The 21030-nt window shown below is 62.9% G+C and carries 18 protein-coding genes and 1 pseudogene; 9 read left to right on the top strand and 10 right to left on the bottom strand.

The window, feature by feature from the left end; all coding sequences use genetic code 11:
• The first annotated feature begins 62 nt into the window (after positions 1 to 62).
• The 9 genes from LH076_RS13785 (at position 63) to LH076_RS13745 (ending at position 11358) form a co-directional block, all read left to right on the top strand.
• Positions 63 to 1811, top strand: coding sequence for a DUF4012 domain-containing protein (locus LH076_RS13785; RefSeq protein ID WP_227781324.1), 1749 nt, complete (start codon positions 63 to 65; stop codon positions 1809 to 1811).
• Positions 1812 to 1824: 13 nt separating this feature from the next.
• On the top strand, positions 1825 to 3213 hold the full coding sequence (locus tag LH076_RS13780; RefSeq protein WP_227781323.1) for a polysaccharide biosynthesis tyrosine autokinase: 1389 nt from the start codon (positions 1825 to 1827) through the stop codon (positions 3211 to 3213).
• A complete protein-coding gene (locus LH076_RS13775; RefSeq protein ID WP_227781322.1) occupies positions 3210 to 4067 on the top strand; it encodes an aldo/keto reductase in 858 nt (285 codons plus the stop codon). The genes LH076_RS13780 and LH076_RS13775 overlap by 4 nt, the downstream gene beginning before the upstream one ends.
• A 154-nt stretch (positions 4068 to 4221) precedes the next feature.
• Positions 4222 to 5859 carry a heparinase II/III domain-containing protein gene (locus tag LH076_RS13770; protein WP_227781321.1) on the top strand — a complete coding sequence of 546 codons (1638 nt, stop codon included), beginning with the start codon at positions 4222 to 4224 and terminating at the stop codon, positions 5857 to 5859.
• Complete coding sequence (locus LH076_RS13765; protein ID WP_227781320.1) at positions 5856 to 7145, top strand: Gfo/Idh/MocA family protein; 1290 nt, start codon at positions 5856 to 5858, stop codon at positions 7143 to 7145. Before LH076_RS13770 ends, LH076_RS13765 begins: the two co-directional genes overlap by 4 nt.
• A gap of 6 nt (positions 7146 to 7151) precedes the next feature.
• Positions 7152 to 8510 (top strand): hypothetical protein, encoded by a 1359-nt coding sequence (locus LH076_RS13760; RefSeq protein ID WP_227781318.1) that lies wholly within the window; start codon positions 7152 to 7154, stop codon positions 8508 to 8510.
• A gap of 30 nt (positions 8511 to 8540) precedes the next feature.
• Complete coding sequence (locus LH076_RS16985; RefSeq protein WP_415753133.1) at positions 8541 to 9152, top strand: acyltransferase; 612 nt, start codon at positions 8541 to 8543, stop codon at positions 9150 to 9152.
• A 143-nt stretch (positions 9153 to 9295) separates the two neighbouring features.
• Positions 9296 to 10210: an NAD-dependent epimerase/dehydratase family protein gene (locus LH076_RS13750; protein ID WP_227781317.1), complete on the top strand. Its 915-nt coding sequence runs from the start codon at positions 9296 to 9298 to the stop codon at positions 10208 to 10210.
• Entirely contained in the window at positions 10207 to 11358 is a 1152-nt protein-coding gene (locus LH076_RS13745; protein WP_227781315.1) for a glycosyltransferase, read from the top strand. Before LH076_RS13750 ends, LH076_RS13745 begins: the two co-directional genes overlap by 4 nt.
• 40 nt (positions 11359 to 11398) lie before the next feature.
• Here the strand turns inward: LH076_RS13745 and LH076_RS17025 are convergent.
• From LH076_RS17025 to LH076_RS13695, 10 genes and pseudogenes are all read right to left on the bottom strand, one after another.
• Positions 11399 to 11548: pseudogene (locus LH076_RS17025) on the bottom strand (DapH/DapD/GlmU-related protein); the annotation flags it as partial.
• Between the two features lie 403 nt (positions 11549 to 11951).
• On the bottom strand, positions 11952 to 13289 hold the full coding sequence (locus LH076_RS13735; protein ID WP_227781313.1) for an oligosaccharide flippase family protein: 1338 nt from the start codon (positions 13287 to 13289) through the stop codon (positions 11952 to 11954).
• Between the two features lie 47 nt (positions 13290 to 13336).
• Complete coding sequence (locus LH076_RS13730) at positions 13337 to 14479, bottom strand: acyltransferase family protein (RefSeq protein WP_227781312.1); 1143 nt, start codon at positions 14477 to 14479, stop codon at positions 13337 to 13339.
• A complete protein-coding gene (locus tag LH076_RS13725; RefSeq protein ID WP_227781311.1) occupies positions 14418 to 15329 on the bottom strand; it encodes a glycosyltransferase family 2 protein in 912 nt (303 codons plus the stop codon). The genes LH076_RS13730 and LH076_RS13725 overlap by 62 nt, the downstream gene beginning before the upstream one ends.
• Before the next feature lie 7 nt (positions 15330 to 15336).
• A complete protein-coding gene (locus LH076_RS13720; RefSeq protein ID WP_227781310.1) occupies positions 15337 to 16230 on the bottom strand; it encodes an NAD-dependent epimerase/dehydratase family protein in 894 nt (297 codons plus the stop codon).
• Between the two features lie 4 nt (positions 16231 to 16234).
• A complete protein-coding gene (gene rfbC / locus LH076_RS13715; RefSeq protein ID WP_227781309.1) occupies positions 16235 to 16789 on the bottom strand; it encodes a dTDP-4-dehydrorhamnose 3,5-epimerase in 555 nt (184 codons plus the stop codon).
• Positions 16786 to 17874, bottom strand: coding sequence for a CDP-glucose 4,6-dehydratase (gene rfbG / locus LH076_RS13710; RefSeq protein ID WP_227781308.1), 1089 nt, complete (start codon positions 17872 to 17874; stop codon positions 16786 to 16788). Before rfbG ends, rfbC begins: the two co-directional genes overlap by 4 nt.
• Before the next feature lie 2 nt (positions 17875 to 17876).
• Complete coding sequence (gene rfbF / locus LH076_RS13705; protein WP_227781307.1) at positions 17877 to 18653, bottom strand: glucose-1-phosphate cytidylyltransferase; 777 nt, start codon at positions 18651 to 18653, stop codon at positions 17877 to 17879.
• A 25-nt stretch (positions 18654 to 18678) separates the two neighbouring features.
• Complete coding sequence (locus tag LH076_RS13700) at positions 18679 to 19830, bottom strand: hypothetical protein (RefSeq protein ID WP_227781305.1); 1152 nt, start codon at positions 19828 to 19830, stop codon at positions 18679 to 18681.
• Positions 19831 to 19904: 74 nt separating this feature from the next.
• Positions 19905 to 20912 (bottom strand): glycosyltransferase, encoded by a 1008-nt coding sequence (locus tag LH076_RS13695; protein ID WP_227781304.1) that lies wholly within the window; start codon positions 20910 to 20912, stop codon positions 19905 to 19907.
• Between the last annotated feature and the right edge of the window lie 118 nt (positions 20913 to 21030).

Here is a 21030-nt window from a genome sequence, read left to right as displayed (position 1 = left end):
CCGTTGGTGACGTCGCGTTGCTAGGGTCGGCGGGTCCCTGTGGATGACGGAAGAGGGTCCTTGTGCGAGTGCAACACCCATGGCGTTGGAGTATCGGCGTCCTGATCGTCCTCGCAGTCCTGGTGGCTGCGTACGCCGGCTGGCTGGCCTGGAGCACGGCGAGAAGCCTCGGCTCGGCCGCTGATGAGGCCCGCGCGTTGAAGGCTGCGGCTCTGGCCGGCGATGACGCCGCCACCCGCAAGGCCTTCAACGACTTCGCGGCCGACGCCTCCACGGCGCATTCCCGCACGAAGTCTCCGGTGTGGTCGCTGGTGACCAAGCTGCCGGGCTACGGCGACGACGCCCACGGTGTCCAGACGGTGAGCCGCGTCGCCGACGAGCTCGCCTCGAGCGGCCTCGGCGAGCTGATCAATCACGTGGGCGGTCTCGACGCCCTGCTGCCGAGCAGCGGTGGCATCGACCTCACCCAGGTCAAGGCGCTGCAGGCCCCCGTCGCGGCCAGCAACAAGGCGTTCGCCAAGGCGCAGAAGGACCTGGAGTCCGAGGACGCCAGCCACTTCGTGGACTCGGTGAAACTGAAGTTCCGGGACCTCCAGTCCCAGATCGACTCGGCGGCCGGCTCGATGAGCTCGGCCGACAAGGCGCTGGCGGTACTGCCGGCCATGCTCGGCGGCGAGGGCAAGCGGAACTACCTGCTCGTCATGCAGAACAACGCAGAGATCCGCGCGACGGGCGGCCTGCCCGGCGCGGTGGCGGAGCTCCAGGCCGACAATGGCAAGCTCCTGATGATCAACGAGCGGTCAGGAGCTTCCTTCGGGCAGGCGCCGAAGCCGGTGTTGCCGCTCAGCGACGAGGAGACGGCTCTTTTCGGTGAGAACCTCGGCCGCTACTTCCTCGACGCGAATCTGACGCCCGACTTCCCGCGTAGCGCCGACCTGTGGAAGGCCCGCTGGGAGCAGGAGGTGCCAGGCGACATCGACGGTGTCCTCTCGATCGACGCCGTGACGCTCTCGTATCTCCTCGGGGCCTATGGTCCGGTGACGGTCGACGGAATTCAGCTCACTCAGGACAACGTGGTCGACGAGCTCTTGAGCAAGGTCTACGCCCGGGTGAAGGACCCTGACGCGCAGGACCTCTTCTTCGGCAAGGTGACGGCGGCGATCTTCGACGAGGTGACCACCGGGAAGGCCACCCGCTCGGCCCTGCTCAACGCGCTGACCAAGGCGACGAACGAACGTCGCATCCTGGTCCACGACTTCCACGACAGTGAGCAGGCCAAGATCGCCGGCACGACGATCGCCGGCGAGCTCACGGCTGCGGCGAAGACCACGCCACAGGTCGGTGTCTATTTGTCGGATGGCACGTTGAGCAAGATGTCCTACTACTTGCGTTACAAGTCCACCGTCAACGCGACCTACTGCCGAGGAGGGGTGCAGGGCTTGCGCGCCACCATGACGATCACGTCGAACGCGCCCGCGGACGCAGCGACGTCGCTGCCGGATTACGTGCTGGGCGACCAGACAGGCGTCGTCCCGAAGGGGGACCAGCTGGTCTACATCATGTTCGTCGCGCCCGTCGGCGGCACAGTCTCGACCATTGACATCAACAGCTTGAACTACCGCCAGGACAGGCTGACCATCGATGGCCGCACCGTGCGTCGCACCTGGATCCAGCTCAAACCGGGTGAATCCGTCGACATGAGTTGGCGAATGACCACAGGGCCCGGCCAGACCGGCGATGCCCGCGTCAACTTCACACCCAGTATCGACCCCGGTGCCCCGACCAGCGCCACCGTCACGTCCGCCTGCTAAAGGGAGAGCACCTGTGGAACTCGCTGATTACCTCAAAATCCTTCGCCGACGCTGGATCTCGATCCTGATCATCGCTGCGATCTGCGCCGGTGTCGCATTGGCTCTAACTCTGACGCAGACCAAGCAGTATGCATCCACCGCGCGCCTCTTTGTCTCGGTGAACACTGCAGACGACACCGCCCAAATCGCACAAGGCGGCCAGTTTTCTATCGCGCGAGTGCAGTCATATGCGGACTTGATTTCGAGCCGCGAGCTCGCCTCCAGCGTGATCGGCGACTTGGACCTTGCGATGGGTCCCGAGGAGCTGGCGGGAAAGGTGACCGCTCAGGTTGCTGCTAACACGGTGAACCTGAGCCTTCGGGTTACCGACCCGAACGCACACCAAGCGCAGCAGATCGCCCAGAGCTACGCCAGCAATTTGGTGGATATGGTCCGCCAACTGGAGACGCCTCCGGGCAAGACTGTAGCGCCGGTGAAGGCGACGATTGTGGACCAAGCCAGCTTCTCGGATACGCCGGTGAGTCCTCAGCCAAAGCGTAATCTCGCCCTGGGTCTGGTCCTGGGTCTGCTACTCGGTTTCGGTCTCGCAGTTCTCCGCCAAACCTTGGATACCCGGATCAATTCAGCCAACGACATCCAAGAGATCACTGACCGGCCGATCCTAGGCACGATTGGGCTCGATTCCACCGCCAAGGACACACCCTTGGTCACCGCGATCCCTTCCCACTCGCCTCGCGCCGAGGCTTTCAGGGTGCTGAGGACCAATCTGCAGTTCGTCGATGTTGATACGCCGAACAAGGTCTTCGTTCTGTCCAGCGCCGTGCCCGAGGAGGGCAAGACCTCGACCGCGATCAATCTCGCCCTGAGCATGGCCCAAGCTGGCGTCAAAACGCTCCTCATCGAAGGCGACCTTCGGCGGCCGCGGGCCGCGATCCGTCTCGGCCTTGACGGTGCGGTCGGCGTGACCAGCGTTCTCGTGGGCAAGGTGAAGTTCGATGATGCGCTGCAAAACGACGACACAACGGGGCTCGACTTTCTTGCCTCAGGCCCTGTGCCGCCGAATCCCGCCGAGCTATTGCAGAGCCGGGCGATGCACGAGCTACTCGCTCACCTTCGCTCGATCTACGACGTCGTGATCATCGACGCCCCGCCGCTCCTGCCGGTGACCGACGCCGCGCTCCTCGCAACTCACGCGGATGGGGCCATCATTGTCGTCCGGCACGGAAAGGTCACGAAGGACCAAGTGCGCCTGTCCAAGGACCGACTTGAGCAGGTCGATGCCCGCCTTGTTGGTGTAGTGATGAACATGGTCCCGACCAAGGGCCGAGGCTACGGCTACGGCTACGGCTACGGCTACGGCTACGGCTACGCGCCCGACATTGGAAAGCGGAAAGCGGAGTGAGCGTCGTCCTGCCTCCTGGGGCGCTCGCGATCGGCCTCGGCTGCAGCAGGCTCGGCTCCGTGAATGGTGCATCGTGGGACGAGGCGCGGGTGTTGCTGAAGCGCGCCCTCGACGAGGGCATCCGATTCTTCGACACCTCCAACATTTACGGCCAGGGCGACAGCGAGCGGCTGTTGGGCGAGGTCCTGGGACGCGAGTCGGATGCGGTAGTGGCGTCAAAGGCAGGCAAGTACGTCGCGTGGCACCGCCGGGCGCTGGTACCGCTGAAGGGCGTCGTCCGCGCCTCGGTCCGGCGCTCCTCTTCTGCCAAGCAGGGTGTGGCGTTGGCCCGCTCTAAGCCGATGCCGACCCGCTGGGATTCTGCCTACATCACTCGCAGCCTCGAAGGCAGCCTGAAGCGGCTGAAGCGCGAGCAGGTGCACCTCTTCATGCTGCACAGCCCGCCGGCCGAGGTGATCCGCACCGGCGATGCTGTCGGAGCCTTGGAGCAGGCCCGGCAGGCTGGAAAGGTCGACGTAGTCGGCGTCTCGGTCGATGACGTCGACACAGCACGAGCGTGCTTGGCGGACGAGCGCGTCCGGGCACTCCAAGTCCCGTTGCATCCCGGCGACCGGAGTTACGACGACGTACTCGAGTCCGCCCACACCTCCGGCGTCATCATCATCGGCCGGGAGCTCCTGGGCGGGATCGGTGTCGCCGTGTCGCGGCCCGATCCAGGCGCTTTTGCGAAGGAGTCCATCCTGGCGGCCGTGCGGAACCCGCGAATCTCGATCCCCCTCGTCGGCGCAACCCGCGTGACGAGTCTGCTTGCCACGGTCGAGGCGGCACGCCTGGCCAGGTCGCACGACGCATGATTCGCAGGGAAGGGCCGGAGTGGTGTCGCCGGCTGTGATCGAGGCATCGGTACGCGCAGGGTTGCGGCTCTCGCCGCGACAGCTCGCCTACCACGTCAAACGCAAAATCCGGAACGTCGCCGCACGACGGTTCCCCGCGCTCTACGCGAGGCATGTGGATCGGGTTGCGGCCTCCATCCCGCCGCTGACCGTCCAGGGCTCGGGACCTGAGTTGCTCGCCCTCGCCGAAGCCGTCACGCCCTTCTACTTCGAGGAGTACCTCGCGCATATCGACGACGTCGCGGAGGGGCGCTTCACCTTCTTCGGGCAGACTGCGGACTTCGGCTCGCCGTCCGCCGTCGACTGGCATCATGAGGTCCCGGCTGAGAGTGACTTCCATCTCTGGCGGATGAAACTCGCGCACATGGGCTTCGTCGGCCCGATGCTCATGGCTGGCGACGACGAGCACCTCAACGCGGTTGGCCACCTGCTCAAGTCCTACCGTGAAAGCTCGGACTTCGGGGTCTCGGGTTGTTTCTCGTCGTACTGGTTCCCCTACAGCGTCTCGCACCGCGTGCTAGCCATCCTGAGCGCATATGTCGTGGCCGCGGAGGCGGGGAGAAGGATCCCCGAGTCGCTTCGCGACGAGATCGAGTCGTTCCTGCGATGGAACGTCGGTTTCATCCTGGTCAACGTCGAGCACGAGCTGCGAAACAACCATGTCGAACGGAACCTGGCCGCGTTGTGCCTCTACTTCAGCTTCGCCGAGTCCGTTCCGCGGAGGATCGGGCGGCGCCTCGATCGCGAGGTGCGGCGCGTGATCAGCGCCTGCCTGCTGCCAGACGGGCTCATCGCTGAGCGGTCGGCGATGTACCAAGGACTGGCCGTGATGGCCGCCGACGTCTTCAGCCGTGCACCGTTCCTATCGAGCGGCACCCGTGCGCTAGCCGGCGCGATGCATGAGAAGGCGCTTTCGGCGTGGCTGACGATGACCCACCCAGATGGCCAAATCGCCCTATTCAACGACAGTTGGTTCGGCGAGGTTCCGGTGGCCGGAAAGATTGCCGGCGGCACTTCGGCGCGACCCGTCAGCCTGCTTCCCGACGCAGGGTACGTGCGATTCGAAGCTGACGGAGTCTTCGTCCTGATGGACGCGGGGCCCATCGGGCCGCGATGGAATCCTGGCCATGGGCACGCTGACTTCCTGTCGGCCGAGATGGACGTGATGGGCCAGCGTTTCCTGGTCGACCCGGGGACGTACCAGTACTCCACCGGGCCGCGTCGGGCGTTCGAGCGTTCTGCTGCCAGCCACAACGGCCCGGTCAGAGACGGGGTGGAGCCGGTGGACTATCTCGGCTGCTTCCGGGTCGGTCGCCTGCGTGACGCTGAGATCCTAGAGCACGTTGCGTCCGGGTCGGGAGGCATGGCCCGAGGCCGCCTCTCTCTGCCCGGGGGCGGCGAGTTGCGCCGGACGGTGGAGGTCTCGCCCGGCCTCGTGATCGTCACCGACGAGTGGGTGGGAGAGCCGTCAGGCGCTCGTGTCGGCCTCACCGTGCCCGGGGATTGGCAGCTCGAGCACGTCGACGCCGGTCGAGCTGTCTTCGACCAAGAGGGCGTCCGAGCTGAGATCCGTGTCACCGAGGGGCTCATTGCGGATAGTACGGCGGGAGAGTGGTCCTGCAACTACCTTGAGAGCCGCGGGGCGAGCGTCCTCGACCTGCGTCCGGCCGAGGTGGACGACACGTACGGCCGGGTGGTGTGGGAGGTTCGTGCGGGAACGCCCGCCGACGAGATGAGGAGCGAAGACTCGTGAAGATCGCGGTGGTCGGGTGTGGATTCGTGTTCGATATTTACATGCGAACCTTCAGAGCCCATCCCGAGCTGGAGCTTGTCGGTGTCTTCGACCTCAAGGCGGAGCGCATGGCGGCAGTCTCGGGGCACTACGGTCTTCGCGCCTACGACAGCTACGAGCAGTTGCTCGGTGACCCCGAGGTGGAGGCCGTCGTCAACCTCACGACGATCGGCTCGCACTTCGAGGTCTCGCGCCGCGCGCTCGACGCCGGGAAGCACGTCTATTCCGAGAAGCCCCTCACCACGAGTGTCGATGAGTCCCGCCAGCTGTTCGAGCTTGCGGCCGCACGGGGCGTCCGGCTCTACGGTGCGCCGTGCAACATCTTCAGTGACAGCGTCCGGACCATCTTCCAGGCCGTGGAGCAGGGCGCGATCGGCAAGCCGCTCTTGGTCTACGCCGAGCTCGACGACAACCCCATCCACTTGATGGGTTTCGACAAGGTCGTCAGTCCCACCGGCGCCCCGTGGCCGTTGCGCGAGGAGATTCTCGAGGGCTGTACCTACGAGCACCTCGGCTACCACCTCGTGTGGATCTGCGGACTCCTCGGCCCGGCGGTCTCCGTCACCGCCTTCTCGAGCGAGCTGATCGAAGACAAGATGGCGGGGCTGCCGGCCCGCGTCGGGACGCCCGACTTCTCGGTCGCCAACCTTCAATTCGCCAACGGGGCCGTGGCGCGCATCACGTGCAGTGTCGTCGCTCCGAGAGATCACCGGATGCGGGTGATCGGGCGGGCGGGCGAGATCTCGACCGACAGTTACCGGCAGTACCGGGCACCCGTCTTCCTCGAGCGCTTCAGCGCGGGAAGCCTCAACGCGAGGAAGTTCCAGAGCCTTCGCGCACGCCCGAGCCTCGGCCGACGTTTCGGGATCGGCGGGCGGAGGCTCCGTCTCGCCCGCAACTGGAAGTCGGGGGCCGTGGAGAGGAACCTGCTGGTGCGGCCCTCTCTGAAGGAGCGCATCGTTGGCGCCCTCCGCAGACGTGAAGTCTACGCCCAGGACAAGTTCGCAGGCATAGCCGAGATGGCTCGTGAAATCCGCGACGGCCAGGCGCAGTACCTGTCGCCTGACTTCCTTATGCACATCAACGAATTGACCCTCCTCGTGCAAGGCGCCGGGCCTGACGGCGTCGCGACCAAGCCGGCCACCACTTTTACCCCACTGGGGCCGATCCCCGGGACCCACGGAGGAGGTGCTCCGTACGGCGGCGCCCCCAAGCCGTTGGAACGGCTGATACGGCACCAAGGCTGAGTCCGCATGACCAGGAGGAGTGTTGTGACAGGAGCCCAAGCGGAAATGGGGAGAGAATCGATAGCCAAACAGGATTCGGGTCTGAAGTGGACGCTGCGTGTTCTGACGGTAACTCTCGCCCTGATCTCATTGTTGACGCTTGATGAAAGTCTTGGCCTTCTTATCAGCGCTTCACTCATTGTTTTCGGGGAATTGATCTTGGCCTTCGGTTTCGTCGCCGTCCTCGCCGGAACCGCTCTGCTGGCCTTTCCCCCTGGCGCGCTCGCACGTAGCGGGACGGCGTTCGTTGCGTCGGCGATTGTCATTGCGTTGGCGCCCCTGTTCGTCAAACCTGATCATCGAGAAACGAAGGCATCGAGGGCGATCGCGCTGGCTCCGGTGGCTGTGACGCCAGCACTGTTCCTCTCCGGCTCCGCAGGCTCAGAACTCTTGGTTTTGGTTGCATTTCTGTCCGTTCCGACATACGAATTCTCCATTCGCCAGCAATTGGCAAGACGAATACTCGGGTGCATCTCGTGGTTGGTCGTCCTTGAGTCGTGCTCGTTCGTCGCGTCCTTGGTTGGAGGAGGATTCAGCGGGGCGCCTGATCGCGTAATTTTGTTTGCGAACGGAAATATCTGGAATATATTCTCGCCCTTCACGATGACATGGTTTGGCACGCGCGTATTAGGCGGTGAACACAGCATCCCGCGTATCGTTGTTTTCACGCAGGAGCCTGGATTAAGCATCTTCTCCTTAGCGATCGCGGCCTCATATTTCTTCTTGAGGAAGGGGGCTTTCAACCGGTTCGGTTTCCTAATGGTCATCGTCGTAGGCGTGGCCTCCCAGTCTTTCGGTGTTTATCTGAGCACGCTTGGAGGTGTGGCCGCAGCGGCGGTGGTTTTCATGTGGCGGCGGGGCCGGCGCCTGGCAGCGATTGTCGCGGTGGCGGCAGGATCAGCGAGCCTTCTCTTCATTGCGAAGGCGGCCGTGGCATTTCGGGTCGACAATTCGGTCAACACCGTCCATGATCGAGGACTCGGCGGTGGCGACACGCTCGCGGCAGGCAATGTCAATATGCTGGTTGGAATCCAACATTACAAATTCGAGACAGCCGCATTGGCGGTCGCAATCGTACTGGCCTGCGTATTCTTGGCGCGAAACTTTTCCGTTCCCGCAGTGTTCCTTCTCGCTGCTAGTATATGTACCGCGGCTTTCAACGAGCCTCTGCAGTGGCAGTTCGGCATATGGATACTGTTCGCGCTTCAGACGGTCGCGTATGCGCCGGACCGATCGAGTTCCGGCGTTCGTGACATCAATGGCCTCGAGGACGATCGGTTGAACAAGAAGACGGAACTGGTACGGCCTAGGAAGTCGAGCGAGTAGGTCGTAGGGTGGGCGAAAGGCGATTAATAGATGATTAGAAAACTAGTAAAGTTGATGCTGGCGATATACGACCTTCCCACTAAAATCGGGCAACACGTCGCCTTCAAGCGGAAGGCAAGTCACTGCACCCTTGGACCTGGTGCGCGCTTGCTCGCAGCCAGCGAGATCCATAATCCCCGAGGCAAAGCCAACATCTACGTAGGGGCCGGGAGTATCGTGGCAGGCCAACTAAACACGTTCGGGCACGGCGGGAAAATCAAGATGGGCGAGAGGTGCTTCATGGGAAAAAACTCGCGGATCTGGTCGGCAGAGATGGTCACGGTCGGAAACAACGTCCTCATCTCGCACGACGCGAACATACATGACACAATTTCGCACTCGCTCTCCGTCGCCGACCGGCGGGATCACTTTGACAGTATGTTCTCGGAAATCGGGCACCCCACCTCACTTCCCAACGTTCCTTCGGCGCCCGTGATTATCGAAGATGATGCTTGGATCGGGTTCGGTGCGGCTGTCATGAAGGGTGTCACGGTTGGCCGAGGAGCCGTCGTGGGCGCACACGCAGTTGTCACGAAGGACGTGCCCCCGTATGCGATCGTGGTGGGAAACCCAGCTCGGATAGTCGGAACTGCTCGTGGCTAGGTTTCGATGCGGATGAACGCGATTCGGCAGGATGGACTCCCGCCGGCGCAAAGTGTCGACCGATAGCATGCATACCGGCGGGTACCGAACTGCCCGCACCGACGATAGCGAAAGGCCGGCTCCATGGAAATGAAGTGGTGCGAATGACGACCGTGTTGGTAACCGGCGCATACGGATTCATCGGCCGTCACGTTGCCCGCGAGGCCGCGAGCCGTGGACATAGGGTTGCTGGCATCGGCCATGGGTCTTGGACGCGGCAGGAACAGAGCGATTGGGGCCTCAAATCGTGGCGCGAGGCGACGGTGTCGCTGGACGCACTCCGCGACTTGGATAGCCTTCCGGACGTTATTATCCACTGCGCGGGAGGAAGCGACGTTGGCCACTCGATGACGCGCCCATGGAACGACTTCAAGAGAACCGTCGACTCCACCGCGGATTTGTTGGAATTCATTCGTGCTGATGCTCCAGACTGTCGGCTGGTCCTGACCTCAAGTGCCGCGGTCTACGGTGACGCCGCGGATCTTCCGATCCGGATCGACAGCACCCTGAAGCCCATCTCGCCGTATGGAGTCCACAAGAAGCTCGCGGAAGACGTTTGTCGCGAGTATGCCGAGCATTTTGGAGTGACCGCCTCGATCGTCCGTCTGTTCTCCGTCTACGGCGTCGGCCTGCGCAAGCAACTGCTGTGGGACGCGTGCGGCAAATGGAAGCGTGGTGAATTCGCTTTCGGCGGCACGGGGGAAGAGGTACGCGATTGGATTCACGTCGATGACGCGGCAAGATTGATTGTCAGTTCAGCGGATTGCGCTTCAACGTCCGCTCCACTTGTCAACGGCGCGTCCGGAGTAGGCTTAAAGATCCGAACAGTGGTCGAGGCGCTGGCTCAAGTATTGCCCAAGTGTCCACCACCTGAGTTCACTGGGGTGGCTCGTAGTGGTAACCCTTCACGGTTTATCGCCGACATCACCCAAGCTGCCGAGTTGGGATGGCGACCGGAGCGTAGCTTCTCGGACGGAGTTGCGGAGTATGCCCAGTGGTTCCAAGGATTAGATCTGTGAAGCGCGTCGCAGTCTTCCTTGATCCGGGTAATGGTTGGCAGGGGGGCATCAGTTACCGACGTAACTTGGTGTCCGCCATCTATGCCGGCGCCGCCGATCGGATCACCCCTGTCTGCTTCCTCCCGACGGACGCTAGTATGCCTTCGGGATTTCCCGATGCGGAAGTGATTCGTTTCGACCCGGCGATTTTCTCGGGTCTGGGGGGTTTAGTTGGCAAGGGATCCCGCGCGTTGCTCGGGCGCAATATCGCCGTCGAGCGCCTTCTCTCTCGCAACGGAATCGACGTGATGTTCCATACCGTCGCCATCGGAACGCGGAGTTCCGTCCCAACGATTAGCTGGATACCAGACTTCCAGCACGTGCGTATGCCTGATCATTTCCCGACCGAGGAACGGAAGAAGCGTGACGGATACTTCAAGCGGTTGGTTCGCGACAGCCAAGCGATCGTGCTGAGCAGTTACTCGGCGAGGGACGACTTCGACAGATTCGCGCCCGGAAACGCCGAGAAGGCGCGTGTCTTGCGATTTGTTTCCTGGTTCGGCGATGACATCGCCGAGACCGAGGCCGTCACACTGCGGAATAGATACGACCTTGAGGGCCCATACTTTCATCTGCCAAATCAGTTCTGGCGGCACAAGCGGCATGACCTTGTGCTGGACGCGTTGGAGCAGATGAAGGACCGCGGTTTCAATCCACTGGTGGTCGCCACTGGCTCAACTGCGGATTACCGCAACCCCGACTACTTCCGGTCGTTGATGGCGCGTGTCAGCGCGCACGGGCTGGACGGGAATTTCAAGGCACTTGGCGCCGTGAGTCTGTCAGATCTCGTCGCGCTCATGCGGAATGCGCAGGCGATTCTCAACCCTTCCGACTTCGAGGGCTGGAGTACTTCGGTTGAAGAGAGCAAATCGCTCGGGATACCGATTGTACTTTCGGACATCGAGGTACACGCGGAGCAGGCCCCCACGTTGGGAACCTACTTCAGTGCTGGGAATGCGGCTTCTCTGGCGGACAAGCTTGAGCTTCTGCTGCTTCAGTCCGATGATCAGGAGCGTCGCCGAGAACTACGCGAGAGGGCAGAAAGGGAATTGCCGGAGCGGATTGCCCGTTTCGGCAGTGAGTTTGCCGATATCATTGATTCCGTCTGAGGACGGAGGTTCTGTATCAGTCGGTCTCTTCGATCTCTCGTATGACGCGGGCCGGATTTCCTCCAACGATCGTGTAGGGCGGAACGTCCCTTGTCACCACGCTTCCCGCGCCGATTACCGCACCCTCCCCGATCGTGACGCCGGCGAGAATGATCGAATTGAATCCGATCCAAGCCTTATCGTTTACGACGATCGGCGCGACTTTGACGTTGGTCCAGTCCTTGGGACGACCTCTGTATTCGTCCCGGACGTCAAGGCTCCGATGTGCCCACCTGACAGCATGTGAGTGGTGATCGTCGAGCGTGCAGCCCCACGAAATGAGGACGTCGTTTCCGATAGTCACAGAAGAGGCGCAAACTATTCGGGAACTTCCGACGTATGTGTTCGTGCCGATCTTAACTTCGCTACCTGCCCTATCCGAGGCAATCCACCCGCCGAATATTGTGCCTTCGCCGATGGACACAGTACACCCCTTGAGCCGGGCAAGCCGTCGGAAGGATAACCGGGCGCTTGGGTGAATATCTATATTGGTCGCCCTCCGGATGGCAAATTTGTAGAACAAATTAACGCCGTGTCGCAGCCAATTCATAGGATTAAAAGACATTAGATTGCCTCCGCTCCGTGTTTCGTCGGAGATAGACAAGTGTAGGAATCCCCGCGAACGCGATGTATGCAATCACGGTACACCATGGAGTGACGGCCAATCCCAGGTGAGGGATTAATAGGATCTTGGACGCTAGAGAAACGATCCCTGTAGCGATGGCAATCGTGACTTGAAAGCCGATGGCGTGCATCCCGTTGAGGTACATTGCAGCTGCGCTCGCGGTCGAATCGACGACGCGCCAAAGCGCAAGGCCTGCCAGCAGAGCGAACGGAACATCCAAGTCTTTTCCAATCCAGAGGCGGACGAGCGGGTGGGCGAGCAATAAGAGCAGGCTGCACATGACTCCGGAGAAGGCGAGTGAGGCCCATGTCGCGCGCCTCAGGGCTCGTTTAGCCCATGCATGATCGCCGCGCACCATCGCTTCGCCGAACGCGGGCCACAATGGTAGAGCCGCCAAGGAGACTAAAATCGAGGCGGTGGAAAACATTCGGTCGGGGATCGAAAAACTTGCAACGTTATCGCTTCCAAGCAAGCGGGCGATGACAAAATTATCAGAAAGGAATGTTGCTGAAACTGAGACCTGAAGTATGAGAAAGAGGAATCCGATTGAAAATAGCTGGCGACACTGAGTCTTCGAGAAGAGTTTCAAAGCGGGTGAAAATTCAGAGTTCTTTAGAAAAAATAGAATTGTATTTATGAACCCTACGAACACAGGGGTTCCCACTAAAGCCGCCACCAACACCGGCAGGTCGGCTCTCAAATAGATCGCGACAAGGACAGAAAGTAAGGTTGCGAGACTTGAAACGCACTGCCAGAAACTAGCGATAAATCCCAGTTGCAGTCCCATTTGTACGCGCTGAACCACGGTGACAGGGAGGGAGGCACCGAAGCAGATGACGAAGACTGCGACACTCGGTCCGGCTTCGGATGAGGCTTCCGCAGATTTCACGTTGAAAAATGACGCCCAACTTATCGAGGCGTAAGCCGAGAAGAAGATCGCTAGCAAGGCAATGGCGATGCCGGTGAGCATGACGACCGCACTGGAGATGTAGCCGCGGATCTCCGCCACGTCCTCCCTGCCGTGAGCCCGGGAGACCGCGGAGAGGAGCCCGCTTCCCAGCCCCAAGTCGGCAAAAGTAAGCATGGCGGTAAATGTTGTCACTGTCATCCACAGCCCGTACCGCTCGGTCCCAAGGTAGTGCAGCGTCAGAGGGACTGTAATGAGCGTCGTTCCCACCGCGACGACTTTGGCCAAGATGCTGACAACGGAGGCGGCGAGGATGCGGAAGTTACGGCCTTTGGCCCTTTCTTCTTCGCTGCCGGTCATCGGCCCCGTGATGCTGCCAGCCCATGCACGAGGTCGAAACGCCTCTCTCATCTACTTGGTCCTCTCACGGCACGAGATTCCGATGGATTCATCCCGACGTGACGAGCTGTGGATCTTCGGTGGCGCAACTTCAAAGCTGGGCGTTCGATCAGGTACCAAGAGCCGGCTGCGAGAGGGAGGGTCGCGAGGAACGCGACAACTCCGAAGATAAGGGGCGGGAGGTCTCCTATCGATGTGCCAGCGAGAATTTGCTGCACTGGAAAGGCGTAGATGTACACGCCGTACGACCAATCGTTGCGACGGAACTCCAGTCGCGGCGACGTGACGTACGTGCTTGCGCATATGAGTCCGTAGGCGAAAGGAAGGGCGCCGACCACGCGGTAGTCCGGCAGTAGCATTGATGCTGCGACGATGGCGAAGGCGCCTAGCACGAGTGGCAGTCTCACTGGGATTCGACTTCGGAAGAGAAAGACCAGGCAGCCGGCCAGGAACATGGTCCCGAACCGGGCGGTGTTCGTCACCCACCAGCTGTCGATGTGCAGCACGATCACGATCCCGACCAGAACGAGCATCGCAACGAACGCAGCGACCATGAAGGAGCGTTTGCGCAGCAGTCCCAACATTCCGAGGGCGAGAACGGCTAAGTAGCAGAGGAATTCCCAAAAGAGCGTCCACAAGGACCCGTTCCATGCTTCCGGATAGGGTACGGCGTCGGGCGTCCCGGCGATCTTCAGTTGCCCGATATACAGTAATGAGTTCTTGAGGAGATAGGTGACCCCCGAATCCGGATATCCGGAGGGCCACGTTCCTGCTCCGACGAGGATGCCAAGCGGCGCGAGCACCAAGACTGTCGCGAGGAGACAGACGTAGAACCCAGGAAAGATACGAAGCGTTCTGGATCGAAGATAGTCCCGCCAATCCGGGCGCCGCATCCAACTCATGGTAATCAGAAAGCCCGAGATCGCGAAGAAACCGTCGACTGAGAAGGATCCGGCGAACTGCCGTAGCGGCGCTGAGCCGATGACGTCTCCGGTCAGCGGATATGAGTGCGTGAAGATCACGCCAGTGGCCAAGATGATTCGAAAGAGGTTGAGGCCGTTGCGGGCTGTGAACCTAGATTCCAGCGTGTCACGCATCATGGCGACCACGATCCTTACGTCGAAGAGCGCGATCGATGCGGCGTACAGCATTGAAGGCGCCGCCGGACCTGGGGTATTTCCACCTTACGAGCATCAGTGACTGGTGGAGGTTGAGGCGCAGGAGCCGCCAACGGACAGCGCGCCACGCTCGTCGCGGAAGGTAGGTCTTGAGTGCGCGAGTCAACGGCAGCAGTGGCAACAGGTAGGAGGCGCGACCGATGAGGCCGGGCTCCCGCACGAAGTGGCGGTCGTATCGCTCGAAGTACTTTCCTGGCGGGTTGGCCGTGCGGACCAGTTCGACGCTGGGTACCTCGATGCTGTCGCCCTCGAGCATGGCGAGGCCGACGACCAGCCAGTCGTAGCCGAAGACGTTTACGTCCGCCGGGTAGGCGCGCTTCAGGCGCTCGGTCCGGTAGACACCGAAGAGGCGGCAGCTGTCCCGCGGATTCAGGAAGTAGGCCCTCACGCGGTCGGTCGGCGTGCCGGTGATGGTGAAGGTCCCCCTCGCGCGCTCACGGGAACCGTCGGGGGAGAGGAACTCTGCCTCGGTACAGGCCAAGGCGGCGTCGGGATGGGCGTCGAGGGCCTCGATGCAGTCCGCGGCGAAGCTCGGCCCGCGTACGTCGTCATCGGTCGCCCACATGAAGAGCTCGGTCTCGGCGGCGAGCAGCACACCCCGGAAGTTGGCGCTCTGCGGGATCGTCTCGGGATGACGCACATGGCGCACACGAGGATCCGCGGAGGCGTACTCCTCGCAGATCTCGCTCGTCCCGTCGGTGGAGGCGTTGTCGAAGATGAGCAGCTCCAGGTCGGTGAACGTCTGGGCCAAGATGCTGTCCACGGCGCGCCGGATGTGCGCGGCGCCGTTGTAGGTGATGAGTCCAACGGTCAGGCGGGGCACCGGTCGCTCACACCTCCTGCAGGAGGGCCTGCATCAGGCGCCTCGTGGTGTCGCTCACGCTCTGGGTCCCGTCGGTGATGGCCGAAAGACTGGTGTACTCGAAGTCGTCGCCCGCCGTGCGGCCGCTGGGCGGCATGCGTGTGATCGCGCAAGGGATGCCGGTGAGCTCCTCAGAGAGCGAGGCGCAGAGCTCGGCGAACTCGTAGACCGTCGCTGAGAGCTGCCCCAGCGGATTGAGGGCTCCCCACCCGCCCGCGTTGCTCCCGAGCCAGCGGGTGCCGCAGGCGGCGATGTCCTCTGTGCCGACATAGTTCCGCCGCTGCTCACCGGTCGACCTGATCACGATCGTGTGGTCGCGCACTGCATCGCGGGCGAACGAGAACGGGATGAGCGACCAGCGGCGGAACTGGCTCGCGTCGGGGAGATCGCCGAAGACAGCACACGGTCGCAAGGCAACGCCTGCGACGCCCTCCTTTACCTGCCGCCGGAAGACCTGCTCGGTGGCGAAGTGGGCGATGGCGTAGTCGGAGACAGGGTTGATAGGTGTCGACTCGTCGACCTTTCCCACGAAGGGACCGTAGGAGTGCGCCGAGGAGACGTAGACGAGGTGGGTCGCGCCAGAGGCGACGGCTGCCTTGACCAGGGCGTCGGCGCCGAACACCGCCATCCGCAGGGCCGCTTCGGGATGGTCGCGGAAGTCCTCGTCGACCACGCCTGCACAGTGGACGAGCGCGTTCACCTCGCCAAGGTCGAGTGCGGCAACGGCACTGGGGTCGGAAAGGTCCACCTGGATATCCGCTGTGGCGCGGCGGCCGAGGGTGATCACCTCATGTTCGGAAGAGAGATGGCGGGCCATGGCCGACCCGATGAGGCCGGAGGACCCAGTCAGGGCAATGCGCATGGCGTCAGGACTCTCGGCCCAAGTGCCACACCGGATCGAAGTCCGGGGCGCCGGCGTCCTTGTCGGAGATGATCGCCGGCTTGGCAGGAAGGGTCACATCGAACATGGGATCGTTCCACCGCACACAGCGCTCGGCCGCAGGGTCGTAGTAGTTCGACACGAAGTACTGCATCTCGACGTCCTCGGTCATCGACATGAAGCCGTGTGCGCAGCCGCGAGGGATGTAGATCATCGTCCGGTTCTCTGCCGAGAGAGTCACGGAGGTCCATTGCCCGAAGGTCGGAGAGCCGTCCCGCAGGTCGAGGACGAAGTCCACGAGCTCACCGCGGATGACCTTGACCACCTTCACTTCGGCGCTCGCACCGAGCTGGTAATGCATGCCGCGGAAGGTGTGCTTGATCCGGCTGAATGAGGTGTTGAACTGAACGTAGTCCGTCTCTAGGCCGTGCTCAGCGAACTCGCCGACGTCGTACATCCGGGCGAAGAAGCCTCGGTCGTCGCCCCTGGGCTCTAGATCAATGGTGAAGACGCCCGGAAGGCTGGTCTCGGTGAACTTCACTGGGAAACTCCCAACTGGTCGGTGCTCAGGAGCTCTTCGTACTGCCGGATCTGTGCGTCGACCGCCGCCTCCGCGGACTCGCCGCCGCGGGTGGCCCGGATCCAGTCGGCGGTCCACTCGACTGCCTCGCGACCGGTGAGCCGCGGGCGCCATCCGATGGCCCGATTAGCCAGCGATGCGTCCAGAGTCAGGAGCTTCATCTCGACGGGCTGGGCGCCCTCCGCAAGGAGCCACGGGTGCTCGATCCCCATGGCGTCACCCAGCGATTCCGTGACCTCGCGGACCGTCATGGGACTGTCGGGCACAGGGGCGAAGTTGAGCGCCCGGGGCAGCGTGGCCCACTGATCGGTGGTCATGGCTTCGACATAGTCGAGATAGCCGCTGACCGGGTCGAGTACGTGCTGCCAGGGGCGGACGGAGTCCGGGTTGCGGAGAACAACGGCCTCACCTCGATCCATGGCGCGCCAGATGTCGGGGATGAGTCGGTCCTCCGACCAGTCGCCGCCACCGATGACATTGCCAGCACGCGCCGTAGCGAGGCGGACACCCTTCTCGTCGTAGAAGCTCTGGCGATAGGAGGAGACGACCTCCTCGCACGCTGCCTTCGAACTCGAATACGGGTCGTGCCCACCGAGGCGGTCCTCCTCGACGAAGGCATGACCCGAGTTGTCATTCGCGTACACCTTGTCGGTGGTGATGACAAGCACGGCCTTGAGGCTCGGGGCGTGGTGGCGGAGCGCCTCCAGCACATTGAGCGTACCCATCACGTTCGTGGCGTACGTCGCAGCCGGCTCGCGGTAGGAGAGCCGCACCAGCGGCTGGGCCGCCATGTGGATCGCAATGGTCGGGTCGCAGGCCGCGACCGCGGCCGCCAACGGCTCGGGGTCGCGGATGTCGCCGATCACCGAGGTCAGGCCCGGTGTGTCCAGGAGCGGGAACAACGCCGGCTCGGAGTCGGGCGCCAGGGCGTAGCCGGTCTGCGTCGCGCCCAGCTTCGACAACCAGCGGGAGGCCCAGCTCCCCTTGAAGCCGGTGTGGCCGGTAAGGAAGACGCGCTGGCCGGCCCAGAATTCTCGAGTCGGCATGCTCAGTCCCAGATCTTCCAGGGAGCGTCGCCCTCGGTCCACAGTTCCTCCAGGTGCATCTTGTCCCGCAGGGTGTCCATCGGCTGCCAGAAGCCGTTGTGTTCGAAGGCGGCGAGCTGGCCGTCCTGGGCCAGCCCCTCGAGTGGCTCGCGCTCCCAGATCGTGTGGTCACCCTCGATCCGATCGAGAACGTGCGGCTGGAGCACAAAGAATCCGCCGTTGATCTGAGCGCCGTCGCCGGCCGGCTTCTCTTCGAACTTCTGCACCCGTCCGTCGGTGATCACGGTCGAGCCGAATCGGCCCGACGGACGGACCGCGGTCAGGGTCGCGTCCAGTCCGTGCTCCTTGTGGAAGGCGATCAGAGCTGTCAGGTCTACGTCGGCCACGCCGTCGCCGTACGTCATGCAGAACGGCTCATCATCGGGGAGGTAGGGCCGGACGCGTTTGAGCCGCCCGCCGGTGAGGGATTCGGCACCGGTGTCGATGAGCTGGATCTTCCAGTTAGGGAGGTCCCCTTCAGTGAGATAGCTGACCGATCGGTTCTTGATGTCGACCTCGATCGAGGAGTTGTGCATCGCGTAGTTCACGAAGTACTCCTTGATGTAGTAGCCCTTGTAGCCGAGGCAGACGACGAAGTCATTCAGCCCGTGGGCGGAGTACATCTTCATGATGTGCCAGAGGATGGGGAACCCGCCCACCTCCACCATGGGCTTCGGTCGGACGGACGTCTCTTCGGCGAGGCGCGTTCCCAAGCCGCCGGCGAGAATGACCACCTTCATGGTTGTTCACCTTCCTCGTGCACTGTTACACCAAGTTGTCTTCTGCGGTCGGGTCGAGCAGCGAGGCGAGCAACTCACCGCGCTGGGCCCACGAGAACTGCGAGTCACAGTCTGTGAAGGCGCGCTTCTGGACGGCGTCGAGCTGCTCTGGCCTGTCGACTGCCTGGCAGACGAGCTCGACGAGCTCGACGAGCGTCGGGGCCGCCAGGTATCCCTCGCCCTCGGGCGTGGGGAGGCCGTCGATTGCATCGCTGAGGCCGACGATCGGCAGGCGCTGGAAGACGTGGGAGAGGAGCCTGAGCTTGAAGCCACTGCCGAGCGTATCGACGATCAGGCCCGCTCGCGCCTCTGCGATGAGCTCATCGAGATGGTCGGTGAATCCCAGTACGACGACGTCGGGGTAGGTGCTCTCGACGCGAGTGCGCAGGTCGTCGGGGATGTCGCCGACGACCACCACCTCGATCCCAGCGGTACTGATCGCCTCGTTGCTTACGGCGAGCCAGTCGAGCAGAACCTGCTGCTTCTGCTCCGGGCGGCGGCCTCCGAGGATCAGCACGCGGCGAGGAACGGCATCGGTGATGTCGCGGTCGGCCGCCACCGGGCCCGAGTAGCCGGGCAGGACGGTGAGGTACTTCCGGGAGGCGTCGATCCGCCGGAACGGCTCCAGATCGGAGGGGTTGATCACGGTGACAATGTCACTGCGCCTGATCAGCGCCTCCTCCCAGCGTCGGACCTTGGCCAGGTCCAGCGTCGCGGCGAACCGCTTCACCCTGCTCATCTGGTATGAGTCGTACTTGCCGGCGCGAGTGGGATACTCCCACTCGATGGAGACGTAGACGATCCGCGTATCGGGATGCTGCCGGCGGTACGCCTCGGCCTTCGGCAGTGCGTGGGTGAGCCCGAGGTTGTCGAGCACGATGGCGTCCCAACCGGGATCCTGCAGCAACTCGCCGAGCTTCTTCCGATACTGGCGTGTGGCGCCCTTCCACGCGATCAGCGGGAAGCGCGACGGCACCGAGGCCGCGCGGCCCGAGCGCTGGGGACCGACGATGTGCCACGCGACCTCGTCGGTGCCGACCGAGGGGTCAGCACCGCTGTCGGCGCAGAGCACCGTCAGGTCAGCGAAGGCCGACCACGCTTCGATGATCCCTTGGCTGTAGACCGCGTCTCCGGCCACGGCGGGAGGGTAGGGAAACACCTGGCTCAGGTAAAGAACGCGCGGCCGCCGCTCGGAAGTGGGCACTCTAAACCCTATCGTGACTTCGCCGGCGACCAGGTGACGAAAGTCTGCCCCCGCGCCGCCTTCAGGACGCCGATGAGCGTGGCGAGCAGAGCCAGCACGGTCTCCGTGACAAGGCCGGCCGGCCCGTTGTGGATGCGCGAGCCCGCGAATGCCGCTGCTGCCAGAACCACGGCGAACCCGAGTCCCGCCCAGGGCGAGAATGTGGCAGCGAGGAGGAACGCGGAGAGGGCTCCCACAATGAGGAAGAGTCCCCCGAACCAGCGGACCAGCTTTCGCGAGCGGTACTTGAACTTGTCGAGCCTGCCCATCGCCCGCAGTTGCGGTCGGAGGTAGAGGTGGGTGTGGAAGGCGCGGGCGGCGATGCGCACCTTGCGAGCGAATTCGTCCTGTCTTCCGGAGACCAGACGCTCGAACGCGACAACGTCATCGACCTTCAGAAGGCGCCTACCCGCGAAGACGGAGGCCATCGACACCGTAAGGTCGTCGAGGACTGTGTCGGGAAAGCTCGGGTACAGCTCGCGGCGCAAGGAGAAGATGGAGCCGTCGGCGCCCATCACGTTGCCGGTGCGAGACTCGAGCGCTTTCAGCTTCTCCTCGAGCCGCCAGTAGGCGCCCCCCACCGAGGCGGTCGCGCTCTCACCCGGGTTGATGTAACGCAACGTCCCGCACACGCCGCCTACCTCGGGGTCCTCGTACCAGGCGAGCAGCCGGTCGATCGCATCGTCCTGCAGGAGGACGTTGGCATCGGTGAAGACGAGGATGTCTCCGGTGGCCATCGCGGCAAGCCGCTTCATGCCATGCGCCTTGCCGGTGCGGCCGGCGCCGTCGATGACCTGGAGCAGGTCGGGCCGGGAGGCGAGCATGTCGCGGGTGTGATCGGTCGAGCCGTCGTCGTAGGCCAGCACCTCCAGACCGGGGTGCCGTTCCTTGAGGACCTCGATGTTGTCAAGCTTCTCCTGGAGCACGGCGCCCTCGTTGAAGGCACAGAACTGCAGTGTCACAGTCGACGGGAGCACGCCGGATGGCTGGATGTCGGCTCGGGGAAGGAGACGAAGGATGAAGGGGTAAAGAGCGTAGGGGTAAATGACCAAGGTCCAGCACAGAAGAGTGATCATGGCGAGCGCAATCTGCCAC

The organism is Nocardioides sp. Kera G14, assembly GCF_020715565.1.
GTDB lineage: Bacteria > Actinomycetota > Actinomycetes > Propionibacteriales > Nocardioidaceae > Nocardioides.
The sequence above is the reverse complement of the archived record's forward strand: the minus strand, read 5'-3'. Positions and strand labels throughout refer to the sequence as shown.